Raw genomic sequence first — 16,380 nt, 5'->3', positions numbered from 1 at the left:
TCTGATATACTGTGGCCATTGTATCCAACTCACTAAAAAGATGGCTTAAAGAAAATGAGAAGATCTGGAATCGTTTTATTAATGACACTCATGCTGATTACTCTTTTGATGGGTATTGTCGCATTGGTGTTGGCTCAGAGTGGAAGATTGTCGCGATTAGGGGGAACTGTGTATTTTCAGAGTACCTCACAAAGTATCGTGAACGATTTACAACAGCACCTTCCTATCTTGCTCTTAGGTGTTACCGGAGCCGAACAACTCGATTTGGCATTGCGTTTACCGTTGCAGATTGAAACACGAAAGAGAGATTTTATTTTAAAAATGAAACTATCATCCCCCTACACTTCCCTTAATGTCAATACCCTTCTCGATCAAAATGGAACTATCAAGACACCAAACGTTGCCGCATTTATGCGAATTTTTTCACATTATCCTATAGAGAGTCCCGATATTTTTCTCAATCTTCTCCTCGATACGATCGATATCGACACCGCCGAGCGCGGAGTGGATACGGAGATTTCACTGACACGTCCCAATGCTAAAAACGGCTCAATTGCCAATGAAAGAGAGTTTAACCGTATCATTGAACGCTATCTACATCTGACACAAGATCGTGCTGTTTTATCGATTCCATGGGGGCGTTATATCGGATTCGACGGAGATAAAATGGACTTCAATGCCCTTAACGCGGAAACACTCTCTCTGATTCTCACAAAAAGCTCTCCTGAAAAAATTCGTTCTCTTACGCGCTTTAGAACCAAAGCGTTCTCCACAAAAGAGGAAGTCATTGCGGCAGAACCGGCACTGGGAAGCGTGTTCGATACCTATTTTTTTATATACGCACCGGGGGTCTCCTATACGTTGTTGTGTGATGCCGTGATTACGGAAAACACCCATGTAGAACATATAACGTTTCAATACAATCTTTTAGAGAAGCGAGTACACCATGTTGAATTTCTTTAAGATGAAATGGCTCTCCCTTTTACGCCGTCCCCTTAGATTAGTCTACGGTAATACCCAGACGGTGCTCCCATCCGAAGCGATTTTTATTCTCTCCCCAAGTGATTATTGGGTACTCAAGGTTGTACTCCCCGTAAAAACGTCAAAAGAGGCGGCGCAGTATGGTCCGGGGTTATTTGAGCTGAGCGGATCATACCGCTACGAAGCGCAAAAAGCGGAGAAAAACAGCTATATCCTCATCGCCTACGAGCCTGAGCTGATATCTAAAAAGCTGAATCTCCTCCCAAACCTCTCACAGATTGAGAAAATCACCTTTGCACAGTGGGTATTTGCCGAAGAGACCACCCCTATCGCATTGAACAACGGCAAATTCCTGACAACGGTTGAGGGGATCGTGATTGAAATCGATGCACCCTATGTTCGAGGAGATGACTCAATCACCCTCGCTGAGGCGTTAGAACATCCGAAATTTTTCCTCAAAACGCTACAGCGCAAAGAGTTAATCACCTCTGCATTCACCTCCAAAACACTCAAAACAACCCTCATTATTTTGTTGATACTTCTGGGAAACCTTAGTATAACCGCACTGCGTAACTATCAAGAGGCCTCTCAACTTCAAAAAGAGATGGAGCGCTCACTAAAATTCTCAAAGCTCCCCGAAACCTCTCTCGAACGCGAAGCCATTCTCGCTGCACTCAAAACAAAAGAGATCAAACAGCTCTATCTGCGCCACCGCTATAAAAAGATCAGCGATATCCCTATAGAGACCTCCAAAAGCAGCCTTATCCCCCTTCCCCCCGTCATTGCGAGTTCTTCCGAGGAGGGAATCGTCCTTATCCCGGGTTCTAAGCCAAATGAAGCGAACCGATTATTACTCGGAAACACGTCGTACGTCGCACCTCTCATCAGAGGAACATGGATTCAGGAGATACGTTATGAGGGAGACGCCATCACCCTCATTTGGGATGTGGGCGATTCGTCCTTGAAAGAAAAACTCAAACACGAAATTACCAAACGATTTAAAAAAGCGCATATCAATGAACGAGATACCCAACTGGAGGTGCGATTACCATGAAAACAGAACCCTTTATCCTCACACTGTGGATTACGCTAGCCCTTATCTTCGTTGTTGCAACAGGTGCGTTGTTGGAAAATTCTGCCGTGACTGAGTTACGATATAACCACGCGACGCTCATCCATCAGACGCAGGCAATTAATCGTTATAAAAAACGGTGGTCTACGGAAGAATCCAAAAGCGATATTGAGTATTTGAAACATCATCAGAGCCTCGTAAAGCATGAAAAACGGGGCGGTAATCTCTATTTTGAATTTGACAACCTTTCATCAAATGAGTTTAACGCCCTATCAAACAAAATACTTAATTCGATGCTTGTGATTAAAAAAATAACCCTAAAACGCAATGGCGAATCAAAAGGGAGTATCATCGTGGAGATTGAGTCATGAAACGCTTAGTCTACATTTTCTATATTTTTCTCATCATCATTATCGTGATACCAAAAGAAAAACTCTACTTCGCTTTTGAGTCGTTTCTCAGTCAACATCATCTTTTTATCAATAACGAAGCGTTTACCAACCGACTTTTTTATGTGAATATCGATAATGCTGACGTATTACTGGATAATCAAGAGTTTGCGAAGATTGAGCATATGAGAATCGCGCCGTGGATATTTCTCAACCGATTTACCCTCAGCAACATCGTTTTTTCACCCCTCTTTCAAAACATTTTCCCCGGCAAAATTGATGCAATCACCCTCACCTATTCTCTTCTGAATCCTTTGCGTATCACTATATTCGCAGAGGGAGATTTCGGTCACTGCAGCGGTACATACGATCTGATGAACGATAAGTTGAGGGTTCTTTTTGATCCGACGACCGAGCTTCGAGCGTATCCTCTTCTCGTCAATAAACTCCATCAAGAAAAAGGGGGGCTAGTGTATGAACAAATTTTTTAATGAATATTCCCTGCAACGCTTCAACACCTTTGCATTTCCACTGGTTTTTCTCTGGAGTATCTCGCTGTGCGGAGCGATCTTTTTACCCACGTGCACCTATGAACGATTAACCTATCCTTACGAACCGTTTTTTGAAATCTTTCATTTGGGAGAAAAATTAGCCCTAAGCGTTCATTCATCAGCGCTGCAAACCAAAACAATAACCCTCACGACATTGGTACCCTATCCCCATCGTCTTAAGGGACTTTACCGTGCCGATACCGGTTCGTATGCGAGTATTTATGATGGTAAAGAGACCCTTATTGTTCCGTTGAAGGGAACCTACAAGGGGGCGTTTCATCTGATCGGGCTGAATGATACCTCGGCCATCTTTCAAGGACACGGGAAAAAATATCGCCTCCGATTGGGGAAGGATGATAATTTAAGTCGTTTAGAGCGAGTAACCCGCATTGTGAGTAATCCCTTAGAAAAACCGTCCCAAGAGAATCAACCGCATACCATTGCCTATCAGAGTGTTATGAATCAGGTGAATGATATGCAAAACATTCATAAATCGATTGATATCTCGGAGAGTAGAAGTGGATCGAAATTTATGGGTTATCGGATCAATGCGATTGCTCCTAATTCGTTATTTTCACAACTCGGACTCCAGAGGGGAGATGTCATCCAATCCTTCAACAACCAAAAGCTTGAATCCTTCGCAGATGTCCTCATGATCTACGGCCGCATGCCGCAGCTTAGAAGTATCCGCCTTAGTGTGCAACGAAATAATCTCCAAAAGGATATCGTCTATGAAATCATCCGCTAAAGCATTGCTCTTATCTATTGCCCTCGCCGCTGTCTTAACCGCTGCCCCCCTCCATAATGAAAAAATATCCCTCTCGATTGACGGGATGGGGATTAGTGATTTAATCAAATTAGTCGCCGCTACAACCCATAAAAATATCTTTATCGGCGAAGAGATCCCCGGAACCATCAGCTACGCAGGCAATAAGCCGATCCATAAAAAAGATCTCTATAGTATTTTACAAAGTACCCTTGATGCGCGAGGCTATACCCTCATCGATACGGGCGGCGGATATTTGAGTGTGGTCAAAAGTGCTGATGCGATACAAATGAACCTCCCGTTTATGGAAAAAAGCGAGATTGTACAGATGCAAACCCATATTTTTACGTTTCGTTTTGCACCCAGCGAATCTATGGGAGCCAAAATCAAACATTTCACCAGTAAAAACGGCAAAATAACGGCATCCAAAGAGTCCAATTCAATCATAGTCACCGACTTTCCCGCCAATATCGCTACGATTCAAAAAGCAATGAGCATACTCGATGCTCGAGATGAGACGATCGCCAATACCACTCATGTCATCCCCCTTAAAAACGCCGACGCCAAATCGATCGTCACCATGCTCAATACCATTATCGGTAAAATGACCCTTATGCCGGGACAACAACCCCCCAGTATAACCAGCGACGATGCCACCAACTCTCTCATCGTCATTACCAGTGATGAACTCTTCAAAACTCTTGAGACAACCATTCAACAACTCGATCATAATCGCCAGCAGGTCTATGTGCGGGCTAAAATTATCGAAATCAGCGAAAACAGATCCCAAGAAATAGGGATTAAATATGGACTCTCCGGCGGAAGAGCCAGTTCGAAAGGACTCTTTACTTTTGACTCTATGCTAGGAGACGGTACGACCTCCGCCATATCACTCGATCCGCTTATGGCTGGGGTAATAAGCCTCCCTGCCCTTACCGAGGGGATAGCATTAGGTGTTAATATAGCGCTCCTTAGCTCCAACGGTGCCGCGAACATCCTCTCTGAACCCTCTATTTTGTGCATCGACAACCAAGAGTCTTCGATTTATGTGGGAAAAACCGTATCGATCAGCTCCGGAACGACGCTGGGAGTCGGAATAACGCAAGAAAATTTCACCCGCCAAGATATCGGACTCACCCTAAAGATCAAACCTCGCCTCTCGAATGACAACAAAGTACTCCTAGGGGTCACCACAAAACTCGAAGATATCGAACCCAATTCCATCGCCAATCGTCCCAGCACCACCAAGCGCGAAGTGTTCACCTCCGCCATCGTCAATAATGGAGAAAGTGTCATTATCGGGGGGTTGATTCGAGAGAAAAGCGATGAAACGAATACAAAAGTCCCGTTCTTAGGAGACATCCCCCTCTTTGGCAATCTCTTTAAAAGCAAAGCAACGGCACATGATCGGATCAATCTCGTCATTATGCTGACCCCCTACATCATCGAGAAAAGCGGCGATTTGAGCACACTGCGTGCCCAACTCAATGAGCTGGATGCCCTGCAAGAGCGATATATTGCCAATATCACCCAAAAACTCGATACGAAAAAAGAGGAGACTCCGTGATCACCTTTGCCGTATTGGAGGATAAAGAGATCGATTTTTATCCACCAGAGAATATCGATATTTCATTGTGTATCCGTCACTCTCTTTTGTTTTGTCTCTATAAGGGGGAACCCTATGCCCTTATCCCCCAGAGGGAGTATCTAGGGGCATTACAGCTCTACAACCGCCTCGCCCTCACCTATCCGATTGCCCATCTCTCTTTAGCGGGGTATGAAAATCTTTATTTGAAATTTTTGGAGTTAAAGACCGACATTGCCATCTCCCATGAGGCTCCGAGTACAATCGAGACCATCGATGAAGAGTTGTCACTGGTCGATTTTATCAAAAATTCGGCGGATCTTTTGATGAGTGAAGAATCGGCACCGATCATCAAATTTGTCAACACGATTTTTTATCAGGCGATTAAGCGTAAAGCGAGCGATATTCATATCGAAACCCATGAGAAAAAAGGGGAAGTTCGGTTTCGGGTTGACGGAGCACTTCTCAAACATATCGATTTGGATAAAAATATCATCGATCTCATTATCAGTCGTATCAAGGTCATTTCCGCGTTGGATATTTCCGAAAAACGGCTTCCGCAAGATGGACGAACACGGGTAAAAGTGGCGGGAAAACATCTCGATGTTCGTGTCTCCGTCCTCCCCACCTATCACGGTGAGCGGGTCGTATTACGTCTGTTGATGGAAGCCGAATCGATCCCCTCGTTGCGTGAACTGGGGTTTGATCCGAAAACTACCTCCCAGTTTGAGGAGCTGCTCAAATATTCGCACGGCATTATCTTGGTAACAGGGCCTACGGGAAGCGGTAAATCGACGACGCTCCACTCCTTTTTACAGCAACTCGCAACCCCAGAGAAGAATATCATCTCGATCGAAGATCCGGTGGAGTACGATGCCCCCCATGTGAGTCAAATCGCGGTAAACACCAAAGCAGGACTCACCTTTGCAAGCGGTTTACGCTCCATCCTGCGACAAGACCCCGATATTATCATGATTGGAGAGATCCGCGACAGTGAAACGGCGCATATCGCGATTCAAGCTGCCATGACTGGGCATCTGGTTCTCTCGACGCTTCACACCAACAATTCCACCGCCGCGTTAACCCGATTAGCCGATATGGGGATCGATAAGTTTTTGATCACCTCTACACTGCTGGGAGTATTAGCACAGCGTTTGGTTCGATGTTTATGCACGGAATGCAAAGTTCAAGCCCCCCTCTCCGATGCGGATGCCGATGATTTACACCTTGCACACGGAGTTAACATATCCAAGCCCAAAGGGTGTCCGCACTGCAACTACAGCGGCTATCACGGGCGTGTTGCCGTCGGTGAATTTTTTAGGGTAGATGACACGCTACGCCCTTTACTCAAGACGAGTGAAAACGATTTTGAGATTCGAGAGATTATGCGAAGTCGTGGGATGCAATTCCTCTCCGACCAGCTTATCGCACTCCTCATCGATCACACCACCGGGATGGATGAGATCATCCGTGTCGGGGTAAAAGAGGCCTAAATGCAATTTCACTATAAAGGGCTCAACAGCACAGGAGAACTCCTCAGCGACACCATCGAAGCACTCTCGATCGACGAAGCCAAAATGAAACTCAAAACACTGGGGATTTTCTATTCGGAGATACTTGAGTCTAAAGGATCGCTACTCGATATCCTCTCCCTTTTTCGTGAGCGAAAAATGGCATCCTCCCTCTTAGCGAGATTGAGTCGAGACCTTGCCGTCTATCTCAATGCGGGGATTCCACTGAGCCGCGCACTGAATCTCTTAAAACATCAAAATCACAAAAGGCTCCGAATGGAGCGTTTTTTTGAAAACCTCATCACTCTCATCAACGAAGGGAAAAGCTTTGCACAGGCTCTCGCAGCCCAAGAGCACTATACTCTCCCCGTTTTTTATATAGGAACCCTCAAAATTTCCGAAGATCGCGGTATCCTCGCCGAAGTGTTAAACGAACTCTCGCTCTATTTGGCACTTCAAGAAAGTATTAAAAAGCAACTGACACAGGCATTGATCTACCCTTCATTTATTATCGGGGTTTCACTTCTCATGATCAGCTTTATGCTCACCGTAGTGGTACCGAAAATCACCGCTATTTTCGAATCCTCGGGGCAGAGTCTCCCCCTTTTAACGCAGATAGTAATCGCAACAGCTCATCTGTTTGCGCAGTATTGGTTTCTTTTAGGAACCGGAGTGCTCGGTGCAGTGGGATATTTTTCGTATATGATGGCGACAAACAGCCGATTTAAAAGAAGGGTACATGGATTTATTCTGAACCTCCCGATAGTCGGAAACATGGTGGAGACAGCCGACTTAGCACGCTTTTGTACTATTTCGTCGTTATTAATCCGTTCAGGAATCCCCGTGGTAAATACCATCAAACTCTCCTGTATCACCCTCTCCTCCGAAGTGATTAAAGAGCTGTTTGAGCACGCTTCAATCAAAGTAGTAGAGGGTTCTTCCCTCTCTCGGGCATTGACGGACAATGAAGGATATACACTAGACGAGTCGTTTGTCGAAGCGGTTGCTATCGGCGAAGAGACCAGTACCCTCGCATCGATGTTGGAGCATCTTTCGACCTTTTACATCGATACGAACAAAGATAAAATTTCCCTCTTCCTCTCTGTGTTAGAGCCCACTCTTATGCTCATTATCGGAAGCATCATCGGCGTCATCGTGACCGCCATGCTGTTGCCTATCTTTGCGTTAAATTTGGGATGATTTTAAGGCTAGCGTGAGTCGTCGGAGCCATTTATCTTTATGGAGTTTCGTTTTGGAGTGGTAATTGCCGATGGCTTGAAGATTAAATCCCCGCTCTTTGATATGCCCAGAGAGGAGCCAGCTGGCTGCGTAAATATTGATTTTAGGATTGAGAATATTGCCCTCATTGATCCCCCATAGGGATAATTGTCGAAAGTGTATGGAATTAATTTGCATCAATCCGTAGTCTTTCGTTCCATTATCATTAATCCGAATGGCGCTAGGGTTTCCCCCGCTTTCAATCACGGCAATATTCTGAAGTAAGATCGGCGGGATGTTGTAATAACTCCCCGCCTTCTCGAAATAGGGGGCATAGTCGGATACATCAGCGAACAATGCAACCGATAAAAAAAGTAAAAACAGACACGTTTTCATCCTATGCTCCTCATTCATAAATTAGTAATTACGGCGCAGGTTGAGTAACGGTCGTAGCATTGAGTGTTACGGCAGATTGCGCTAAGAGTCTCCCCTCTATCGTTGATAGATTCCCCATAGTAATGGCGGTTTGACCTAAAATTATCCCTTTAAACTGTGTTCCGCCTCCGATAGTAACACCTCCGGAGACTTGCCAAAAGATATTTTTCGCCAATGCGGTACCGCCTAAGATAACCGCCTTATTTGACGCCATATCGAGTGTTCCGGCAACTTTAAGTATCCATACGTCCGTTGCATTTCCGCTGAACGTAAGATCGGTAGGGATCGTTACCGCACTGCCCCATTCATAAACACCCGGTGCTAAAGTTAAACTCGTTAACGTTCCGCTTCCGACATTCGTAGTGGCAGCGGACGTGGCAGTACGTCCGGCAGCATCGGTATAAGCCGCTTGCATGTTGAGAACTGCGGTCGTTAAATCAGCCGAAGTCGTTCCACCCACTAAATCAGACGCATACAGTCTGAACGGGGCAACCACTTGTGCCGATGTAGCATAGGTGTCTGTCCCATCATACGTCTCAGACCATCCGGTTAAGGCACCTCGTGCAGCCGGACTTAGCCCCACGTGTCCTGTTACAACAGAATTTGGAACTGTTGAAACTGCTGTTTTAGCCAAAACAGCGTAATTAATTGCGGTTCCGAGATTAACGGGATCAGGGCCGGCTGCGATTATTGTACCGGTAGTAAAAGTCCATGCTTCGTTGACTAACATCGTATTACCTGCCAAGTCTTTGACTCCCGTAGTAATTGTTGCATTATATTCTGTACTGGTATTGAGATCATTCGTCGGATTGAAGCTTGCGGTTGTACCCAAATACGATACAGTACCTGCAATCGGAACTCCTCCTAAACTCGTGACGAGAGTAAATGTTGTTGCATTAATATTTGCAGGATCCATTACTTCATTAAAAGTAGCCGTTATGGTACGGTTTAGCGGTACATTAATAGCCCCTGCAAGAGGATTTGTCAAATTGACATCAGGATTTGTCGTATCGGGTGTGGTGCCGGTTGTAAAGTGCCAAACATAGTTTGCGGCCAGTGCCGTACCTGCGACATTTTTAGCACCGGTTGTAATAGTCGCTGTATATACGGAACTATCCGTAAGATTGACATCCGGAGAAAAGAGTGCTGTTCTATCATTGTAGTAAGCCACAGTACCTGCAACCGGAATTCCTCCGCTACTCAGTGTAAATGTACCGGTCGTGATCGTAGCCGCATTCATCGGTGTGCTAAATGTGACCACAATTTTACGATTTGAGGGGACATTTGTAACATTAGTGTCTGGGGTTGTTGCGATAACTGTGGGGGCAACGGCTGCAGCAGTTGCCCCAGTTCCGCTTCCGCTTCCGCTACCGCTGCATCCGACAAGAAATGCGGCAAACATCGACATACTTAACCAAACCATTCTATTGGAATATTTTTTAAAAATTCCCATAATATCACCTGCCTGTAATTAAATCTATCGTAATTTAATTTTAAAAAACGATGATTGACAGTATGATCACTTGTTTTATATTATTGCTTAAAGTTTTAATGTATTAATATTGCCAAGGATGCTCCATCATAAAATATAGATTTTAAATAATTATATTTGCCAAGAAATAACTAAGACTAATGGACTACAATGTGCCATTCTATAACATATATTAATTTTTTATTACTAAATATGTTTTAATGGAGAAACAGATGCTACCCGAAATCATGGTTGACATATTACTACGCCCCACTATCCTAGTCGTCGATGATACCACCGACAATCTTACTCTCATGAGTGCTCTATTAAATGATATTTACAAAATAAAAGTAGCTAATAGCGGTGAAAAAGCCCTAAAATACCTCCATGGCAATGTCAAACCCGACTTGATTTTACTGGATATTATGATGCCTGGGATGTCAGGCTACGATGTTATTCGCAACCTCAAATCCGATCCCAAAACACGTAATATCCCCGTCATCTTCCTTACCGCCATGAGCGCACCTGAAGATGAAAAAAAAGGGCTAGAATTGGGAGCGGTAGACTATATCACTAAGCCCATATCCCCCTCCATTCTTCTCACACGCATTAAAACCCAGCTTCATGTAAAGGCGGCCTCTGATTTTTTAAACGATAAAAATCTTTATCTCGAAACAGAGATTGCCAAACGTACCAAAGAAATATCGGCTATACAAGATGTGACGATTCTGGCCATGGCATCGTTGGCAGAGACACGGGATTTGGAAACAGGCAACCATATCAGGCGGACACAGCATTACGTGAAAGTGCTCGCCGAAAAACTCAAAACCAATCCAAATTTCGGCTATTTTCTCTCAGAAACTATGATTGAAACTCTCTATAAATCGGCACCTCTTCACGATATCGGCAAAGTGGGAATCCCCGATCGGATATTACTCAAACCGGGAAAGTTAACCCGTGATGAGTTTGAGATCATGAAAACCCATACCACACTGGGTCGTGATGCGATCAAGCATGCGGAGAATCAACTGGGACTTCAGGTGGAGTTCCTCCGCATTGCCAAAGAGATCGCCTACTATCATCAAGAAAAATATGACGGCAGCGGCTATCCCACCGGTGCAAGCGGAAACGATATCCCTATATCCGCACGGCTGATGTCCCTAGCGGATGTCTATGATGCCCTTATAAGCCGCCGTGTCTATAAAGAACCGATGCCTCATGGTGAGGCGATCAAAATTATTATTGAGGGGAGAGGAAAACATTTTGACCCTGAGATCGTCGATGCATTTTTAACCCTGCAAGACGAGTTTCAAGCGATTGCGGCACGTTTTATGGATAATGAATCGGATATTAGAGCAAAAATCGAACAATTAAACGCTCTTCACAACACCAACAATGAGGAAAACACCGATGTTTAAAGTGATGATTTTTTTAGAAAAAATGGAGCTAAACACTAAATTATTGCTGGTTATGAGTGCAGGAATTTTCTTGGCTTTGCTTATCGGCTTTCAAAATATTTATACGATGCGCAAGTTAAGTAATATTCAAAGCAATATGTACAATATGCATCTCGTCGGTATTACCCATCTCGAATCGGTCGCTGAGGGTGTGAGCCGCCTTGCACAAGGTCTCCGCCAAATAGTACGTGCTACTAATGCCACGGAACTCAACAGTGCTAAAAATTTACTTGCCTCTTCCCAAAAAAAAGTCAAAGAGGAATCCCTGATCTCTCATGAACATCTTCTCGGTAATGAAGCTAAAACAAAGATGTCACACTTTGATTTTCTTTTCGATTCCTATGCTAAAAAAATTGACCGTGCCATCCTTTTGCAATCTAAAAATAACAATGAAGCGGCACTATACATTAACGGTGATGAATTTAAAGAGAGTGCAAATGAGGCGAATGATGCCGTCATTGAGATGATCAGACTCAAAGAAGACGATGCTAAATTTGCAATGGAGGAGAGTATACTCATCACCGAAAATGCACAAAGAGTCTCTTTGTGGTTATTATTCTTTGGATTAATCCTTGGTAGCGCATCAGGCTATGCCGTATCCGTATCCATACGCAGACCGCTGAAAGAATTGGAAAAAAAAATAGGAAATCTTGCCACGGGAGAGCTTGAGGTAACGATACCGTATACCGGTTATCAGAATGAAATAGGACAGATGGCTTCGTCTCTCCTTATTCTCCAACAAGGGGCGATGAATCTAAAAAGAGAGTATTGGATCAAAGAGAAAATAGCCCTCATCCACCGCAGTGTCCAATCCGCCGAATCCTATGAAGCGTTCGCGGATGCTTTATCAAGTACCCTTGCCCCGATTATGGGTATCGTCTATGCGGCACTCTATCTTCCGGATGAAGAGGGAACCTCCCTAAAACGTATCGGCGGCTACGGAGGGGAAGAGGCACCTACTCAAACGTTTGCTCGTGCTGAGGGGCTAATGTCTCAAGCATTAAAAGAGCAAAAGAGTATCATCGTCTCGCTTAGAGAGGAAGAGACTTTCGAAGTGATAACCGGTTTAGGGAAATTACAGATATGCACCCTCATGATATCCCCCATCAAAAATCGTGATACGACCTTAGCAGTACTCGAAATCGCATCCCTCTCGACTTTCAATGAACAGCAAATCCTTTTTTATGATGTTTTGTTGCCTATCATTGCAGAGAAATTTCAAATTCTCATCGGAAATGTTGCCACCCGAACTCTTCTGGGTACGACTCAAGCGCAAGCGCTGGAATTAGCCGCTTCGACCTATCAACTGCAAGCACGTCGCGATCAACTCGAAACCATAAATGAGCAATTAGGGGAGCAAGCATCTTTGCTCGAAGAGCAGACCGAAGAGCTCCTCTCACAACAAGAATCGCTTCTGAAACAACGCGATGAACTTGAAGTTGCGAAAATAGTAGCCGAAGGGGCAACAAAAGCCAAAAGCAATTTTCTCGCCAATATGAGCCATGAAATCCGAACCCCGATGAACGGCGTTATCGGCATGACGGATTTACTGCTGGCGACCGAATTGTCGGCAGAACAGAAAGATTACGCACAAACCATTCAATCGAGTGCGGCCTCACTTTTGACCGTCATCAACGACATTCTCGACTTTTCAAAAATTGAAGCCGGTCATCTGAGCGTTGAAACAGCACCCTTTTCAATCACACCCTTGGTGCTAGAGACGACTCACCTGTTCAAACCGATAGCGACAGCCAAGGGGATCTCCTTCCAGGCCGTTATCGATGACGACGTACCGCCTCGCGTCATCGGCGACATGGGACGAATCCGCCAGATTCTCAATAATCTGATCGGTAACGCCGTCAAATTCACGAATCAAGGCACGGTTTCCTTGCACGTATCGCAGGAAACATCCCCTTCCTCACTGGAAACCCGATTGCGTTTCGACATCCGCGACACGGGCATCGGCATAAACCCGGAAGCGGTCGACATGCTCTTTACCCCCTTCTGCCAGGCCGATGCCTCCATTACCCGCCGATTCGGGGGCACGGGCTTGGGGCTGGCCATCAGTGCCCGACTCGCCGAGCGCATGGGGGGAGAATTGCAGGTGGAATCCACGTTCGGACAAGGAAGCCTCTTCACGCTGATTCTGCCTCTTTCCGTCGATGCGACCCCATTACCTGTCTCACCCGAACCCTCCTCCTCCGCCCCCCTCAACCCGTTGCTCCCCAAACACGCCCATCTGTTGCTTGTCGAAGACAACATCGTTAATAAAAGAGTGGCGGAAAGTATGCTGAAAAAACTGGGGGTACAAAATGTCTCCTGCGCGGGCAACGGCCAGGAAGCACTGGACCTCCTCCATCGGTGGCATTTCGATCTCATTCTGATGGACTGCCAAATGCCGGTTATGGATGGGTTTGAGGCGACGCGCCGAATAAGGAACGGTGAAGCCGGGCCGGACAACGCCAAACTCAGAATCGTCGCCATGACCGCCAATGCCATGGCCGGTGATCGCGAAGCCTGTCTGACCGCAGGAATGGATGATTACCTCGCCAAACCCGTTACCCTCGGCAGCCTCGCCGAATGCCTGACACGCTGGTTACCCGACAGGGAAATCGCACCCCTTTCCAGAGGCAATGAACCGCTTGAGAAGGTAATTTAATGCGCATTTCCAGTCAAACCGTGTCCGTTTTGACTGAACTGGCCCGTGCTCATTTTGGCGCATCGGCATCTATCCGTCTCTTTGGATCGCGCACGAACGATCTCGTCCGAGGCGGCGACATCGATATTCAAATCGTCGCCCCTGGCTCAACCTATCGTGACGAAATTGCGTTTTTGGTGGAAGTTGAGCGTCGATTAGATGAACGCGTCGACCTGCGGGTTCAGCGAGAATCTCCCTTGTTGATTGATGAAATCGCCCATCAGGAGGGGGTTCTGCTCAATGGACGTTGATCGTTTAGCCGCAGCACTTGAATCGAAATTACACGTGACTGCCAGTGTGGCGGATCGTCTGGCCTACTCCATCGCACGGGCACAGGCGATGAAAATCGTTCCCTTAACCATGGAAAAACTGGCCTCATTGTCCGATGCTGAAATGGAAGTCATGGATGCCTACATCTTCCGCTATGGGTCATTGGTGTCCAATATTCAAGATGCCATCTTTAAATCCATTGGTGAAATTGAACGGGAACCCATATTAACCATGAGTAATCGTGACAAGACAAACCTCATGGAACGCTTGGGCGTGCTGCCCTCTGCGGATGAATTTTCATCCATTGCCATCATCCGAAACCGGTTGATGCACGACTATCCGGAAGAAATGCAAAAGCATCTCGATCGAATGAATTTCATTATCAACGAAGCTCCTCGGTTGCTTGAACTGTTTCTCGGTTTAATCAAATACGCAGAAAAATTCAATATTCATGTTTCAATCACCCCGTTCAATCATCTAACCAATCTGGACAAACCATGAACCGACTCTCTTCAATATTGGGCTGCCTACTCCTTTTAGTCATGTGCTCATTACAAGCGGCCACGCCCTTAGCGAAACCCTTCCTCATCGGTGTGGCTCCCCATACCAGTGCGCGCATCATTATCGAGATGTATCAGCCGCTGCGTAACCATCTTGAGAAAACGCTCCAGCAACCTGTTGAAATCGTGACCGCACCAGACTTCACGGAGTTTGCGCGGCGTGCGATGGCGAAGCAATATGATCTGGTCGTCACCACAGGACATCAGGTCCGGCTGCTCCAGTCAGATGCGGCTTATCTTCCCCTGCTCACCTACCAGGCAGACTTCCGCGCCGTCCTGCTGGTCGCCGCAGATTCTCCCTATCATCGCCCCGCCGATTTGGCGGGAACCACCGTATTCGGGTTATCCCCTTCTTCCCTGGTCACGTTATGGGGACAACACTGGCTGCATCGCAATGCCGTGCCCAATGTCACGTTAAGCTACACCAGTGCGTCGGACAGTACCGTTGCCCTCGTGCTCAAGGGCACGGGAAGTGCTGCCTTCATTTCTTTTCCCAACTATCACAGCTTGCCTGCCGCCCTGCAAGGCAGAGTGCGCTTCCTCGACGAAAGCCTGCCGATGGCAGGTCGAGTCTATGCCCTGGCTCCCCGTCAATCAATGCGCAAAACTGCGATTGAAACCGCACTTTGGGCCTTCGCAAAAACCCCCGAAGCCCAAGCCTATTTCACCCGCTTCAAACTGGAAGGGTATCGCCCTCTCAAAGCACGAGAGCTTGTTGAAATGGAACCCTACGCCAATGAAGTCCGCCAATTACTGAAACGTCCATGATTACACTCGCCCCGTGGCGCACCCTTCGGGGGCGTTTGCTCGTCTTGGCCCTGCTGGTAGAAGCATTGATGTTGGCCCTACTCGTGGGCAACAGCCTTCGGTTACTCAATGACGGCATGAGCACTCAGGTGAAATCACATGCCGACCAACTGCTTCCCGTATTAAGTGCCGCTCTCGTTGCCCCTCTGGCACAACACGATCACGCCACGGCACAAGCCGTGCTGGATGAGAGCGTTGCGGTGCGAGGCATCGACTATGCAGCCATCGTCGACTCCCAAGGACATCTCGTCGCCCATGCCGGATGGCCTGCTAATACGCCGTTACCGTCCGCAGATGCTGCCTTCCGCATCGACCCGCAAGAAACTCCGCCACGCTACGATGTCGTTCGATCTGTCTCCTATGCAGGACAACCCTTGGGTGTCCTGCATTTCGGCATCAATCTTTCTGGAATCGTCAAGGCCAGGCAGGACCTCCTGCTTCAGGGCATCCTTATCGCGCTAGGTGAATTGATCCTCTCTGCCCTGCTGCTCACCCTGATCGGCCTGCGTATGACAAAAATGAGCCAGGAGTACGACGAACTGGTGATCGCCAAGCGAATCGCTGAAAAAGCCAACCAGACCAAGAGCCAGTTTCTCGCCAACATGAGCC

At 46.5% G+C, this 16,380-nt stretch carries 16 protein-coding genes; 14 read left to right on the top strand and 2 right to left on the bottom strand.

Features of this window, described 5'->3' with window-relative positions; genetic code table 11:
• Positions 1-81: 81 nt before the first annotated feature.
• The 8 genes from Q8O20_RS09530 to Q8O20_RS09495 are packed head-to-tail and all read left to right on the top strand — an operon-like array spanning position 82 to position 8,055.
• Positions 82-963 carry a hypothetical protein gene (locus Q8O20_RS09530; RefSeq protein WP_305530969.1) on the top strand — a complete coding sequence of 294 codons (882 nt, stop codon included), beginning with the start codon at positions 82-84 and terminating at the stop codon, positions 961-963.
• Positions 947-2,035, top strand: a complete 1,089-nt coding sequence (locus Q8O20_RS09525; protein WP_305530968.1) for a hypothetical protein — start codon at positions 947-949, stop codon at positions 2,033-2,035. Before Q8O20_RS09530 ends, Q8O20_RS09525 begins: the two co-directional genes overlap by 17 nt.
• Complete coding sequence (locus Q8O20_RS09520; protein ID WP_305530967.1) at positions 2,032-2,424, top strand: hypothetical protein; 393 nt, start codon at positions 2,032-2,034, stop codon at positions 2,422-2,424. The genes Q8O20_RS09525 and Q8O20_RS09520 overlap by 4 nt, the downstream gene beginning before the upstream one ends.
• A complete protein-coding gene (locus tag Q8O20_RS09515; protein WP_305530966.1) occupies positions 2,421-2,933 on the top strand; it encodes a hypothetical protein in 513 nt (170 codons plus the stop codon). The genes Q8O20_RS09520 and Q8O20_RS09515 overlap by 4 nt, the downstream gene beginning before the upstream one ends.
• Positions 2,917-3,741: a site-2 protease family protein gene (locus Q8O20_RS09510; RefSeq protein WP_305530965.1), complete on the top strand. Its 825-nt coding sequence runs from the start codon at positions 2,917-2,919 to the stop codon at positions 3,739-3,741. The genes Q8O20_RS09515 and Q8O20_RS09510 overlap by 17 nt, the downstream gene beginning before the upstream one ends.
• Entirely contained in the window at positions 3,725-5,326 is a 1,602-nt protein-coding gene (locus tag Q8O20_RS09505; RefSeq protein WP_304740044.1) for a secretin N-terminal domain-containing protein, read from the top strand. The genes Q8O20_RS09510 and Q8O20_RS09505 overlap by 17 nt, the downstream gene beginning before the upstream one ends.
• The gene (locus Q8O20_RS09500) at positions 5,323-6,837 is read left to right on the top strand and encodes a GspE/PulE family protein (RefSeq protein WP_305530964.1); all 1,515 of its coding nucleotides are present in this window, start codon (positions 5,323-5,325) and stop codon (positions 6,835-6,837) included. The genes Q8O20_RS09505 and Q8O20_RS09500 overlap by 4 nt, the downstream gene beginning before the upstream one ends.
• Entirely contained in the window at positions 6,838-8,055 is a 1,218-nt protein-coding gene (locus Q8O20_RS09495; protein WP_305530963.1) for a type II secretion system F family protein, read from the top strand. It begins immediately after the preceding gene.
• Here the strand turns inward: Q8O20_RS09495 and Q8O20_RS09490 are convergent.
• Together Q8O20_RS09490 and Q8O20_RS09485 are read right to left on the bottom strand one after the other, a co-directional pair.
• Positions 8,041-8,469: a lytic transglycosylase domain-containing protein gene (locus Q8O20_RS09490; protein ID WP_304740050.1), complete on the bottom strand. Its 429-nt coding sequence runs from the start codon at positions 8,467-8,469 to the stop codon at positions 8,041-8,043. The genes Q8O20_RS09495 and Q8O20_RS09490 overlap by 15 nt on opposite strands.
• Positions 8,470-8,497: 28 nt before the next feature.
• A complete protein-coding gene (locus tag Q8O20_RS09485) occupies positions 8,498-9,961 on the bottom strand; it encodes an ice-binding family protein (protein ID WP_305530962.1) in 1,464 nt (487 codons plus the stop codon).
• Positions 9,962-10,212: 251 nt separating this feature from the next.
• On the opposite strand from Q8O20_RS09485, the gene Q8O20_RS09480 reads away from it, so the two are divergent.
• From Q8O20_RS09480 to Q8O20_RS09455, 6 genes are all read left to right on the top strand, one after another.
• Positions 10,213-11,397 carry a two-component system response regulator gene (locus Q8O20_RS09480; protein WP_305530961.1) on the top strand — a complete coding sequence of 395 codons (1,185 nt, stop codon included), beginning with the start codon at positions 10,213-10,215 and terminating at the stop codon, positions 11,395-11,397.
• Entirely contained in the window at positions 11,390-14,095 is a 2,706-nt protein-coding gene (locus Q8O20_RS09475; RefSeq protein WP_305530960.1) for an ATP-binding protein, read from the top strand. The genes Q8O20_RS09480 and Q8O20_RS09475 overlap by 8 nt, the downstream gene beginning before the upstream one ends.
• Positions 14,095-14,385 carry a nucleotidyltransferase domain-containing protein gene (locus Q8O20_RS09470; RefSeq protein ID WP_305530959.1) on the top strand — a complete coding sequence of 97 codons (291 nt, stop codon included), beginning with the start codon at positions 14,095-14,097 and terminating at the stop codon, positions 14,383-14,385. Before Q8O20_RS09475 ends, Q8O20_RS09470 begins: the two co-directional genes overlap by 1 nt.
• Complete coding sequence (locus tag Q8O20_RS09465) at positions 14,375-14,905, top strand: hypothetical protein (protein WP_305530958.1); 531 nt, start codon at positions 14,375-14,377, stop codon at positions 14,903-14,905. The genes Q8O20_RS09470 and Q8O20_RS09465 overlap by 11 nt, the downstream gene beginning before the upstream one ends.
• Before the next feature lie 41 nt (positions 14,906-14,946).
• Positions 14,947-15,732 carry a phosphate/phosphite/phosphonate ABC transporter substrate-binding protein gene (locus tag Q8O20_RS09460; RefSeq protein WP_305530957.1) on the top strand — a complete coding sequence of 262 codons (786 nt, stop codon included), beginning with the start codon at positions 14,947-14,949 and terminating at the stop codon, positions 15,730-15,732.
• Positions 15,729-16,380, top strand: a 652-nt coding sequence (locus Q8O20_RS09455) for a hypothetical protein (RefSeq protein ID WP_305530956.1), incomplete at its 3' end; no start/stop codon positions are given. The genes Q8O20_RS09460 and Q8O20_RS09455, both read left to right, overlap by 4 nt.

It is taken from the genome of Sulfuricurvum sp., from assembly GCF_030691015.1.
GTDB lineage: Bacteria > Campylobacterota > Campylobacteria > Campylobacterales > Sulfurimonadaceae > Sulfuricurvum.
Note: the sequence above shows the minus strand (reverse complement) of the source record. Positions and strands in the feature narration are given on the sequence as shown.

Excerpts from the sequence above, each read along its gene's own strand:
- Q8O20_RS09530 (WP_305530969.1), top strand. The coding sequence starts at position 82 with ATGACACTCATGCTGATTACTCTTTTGATGGGTATTGTCGCATTGGTG.
- Q8O20_RS09525 (WP_305530968.1), top strand. The coding sequence starts at position 947 with ATGTTGAATTTCTTTAAGATGAAATGGCTCTCCCTTTTACGCCGTCCC.
- Q8O20_RS09520 (WP_305530967.1), top strand. The coding sequence starts at position 2,032 with ATGAAAACAGAACCCTTTATCCTCACACTGTGGATTACGCTAGCCCTT.
- Q8O20_RS09515 (WP_305530966.1), top strand. The coding sequence starts at position 2,421 with ATGAAACGCTTAGTCTACATTTTCTATATTTTTCTCATCATCATTATC.
- Q8O20_RS09510 (WP_305530965.1), top strand. The coding sequence starts at position 2,917 with ATGAACAAATTTTTTAATGAATATTCCCTGCAACGCTTCAACACCTTT.
- Q8O20_RS09505 (WP_304740044.1), top strand. The coding sequence starts at position 3,725 with ATGAAATCATCCGCTAAAGCATTGCTCTTATCTATTGCCCTCGCCGCT.
- Q8O20_RS09495 (WP_305530963.1), top strand. The coding sequence starts at position 6,838 with ATGCAATTTCACTATAAAGGGCTCAACAGCACAGGAGAACTCCTCAGC.
- Q8O20_RS09490 (WP_304740050.1), bottom strand. The coding sequence starts at position 8,469 with ATGAAAACGTGTCTGTTTTTACTTTTTTTATCGGTTGCATTGTTCGCT.
- Q8O20_RS09485 (WP_305530962.1), bottom strand. The coding sequence starts at position 9,961 with ATGGGAATTTTTAAAAAATATTCCAATAGAATGGTTTGGTTAAGTATG.
- Q8O20_RS09480 (WP_305530961.1), top strand. The coding sequence starts at position 10,213 with ATGCTACCCGAAATCATGGTTGACATATTACTACGCCCCACTATCCTA.
- Q8O20_RS09475 (WP_305530960.1), top strand. The coding sequence starts at position 11,390 with ATGTTTAAAGTGATGATTTTTTTAGAAAAAATGGAGCTAAACACTAAA.
- Q8O20_RS09470 (WP_305530959.1), top strand. The coding sequence starts at position 14,095 with ATGCGCATTTCCAGTCAAACCGTGTCCGTTTTGACTGAACTGGCCCGT.
- Q8O20_RS09465 (WP_305530958.1), top strand. The coding sequence starts at position 14,375 with ATGGACGTTGATCGTTTAGCCGCAGCACTTGAATCGAAATTACACGTG.
- Q8O20_RS09460 (WP_305530957.1), top strand. The coding sequence starts at position 14,947 with ATGTGCTCATTACAAGCGGCCACGCCCTTAGCGAAACCCTTCCTCATC.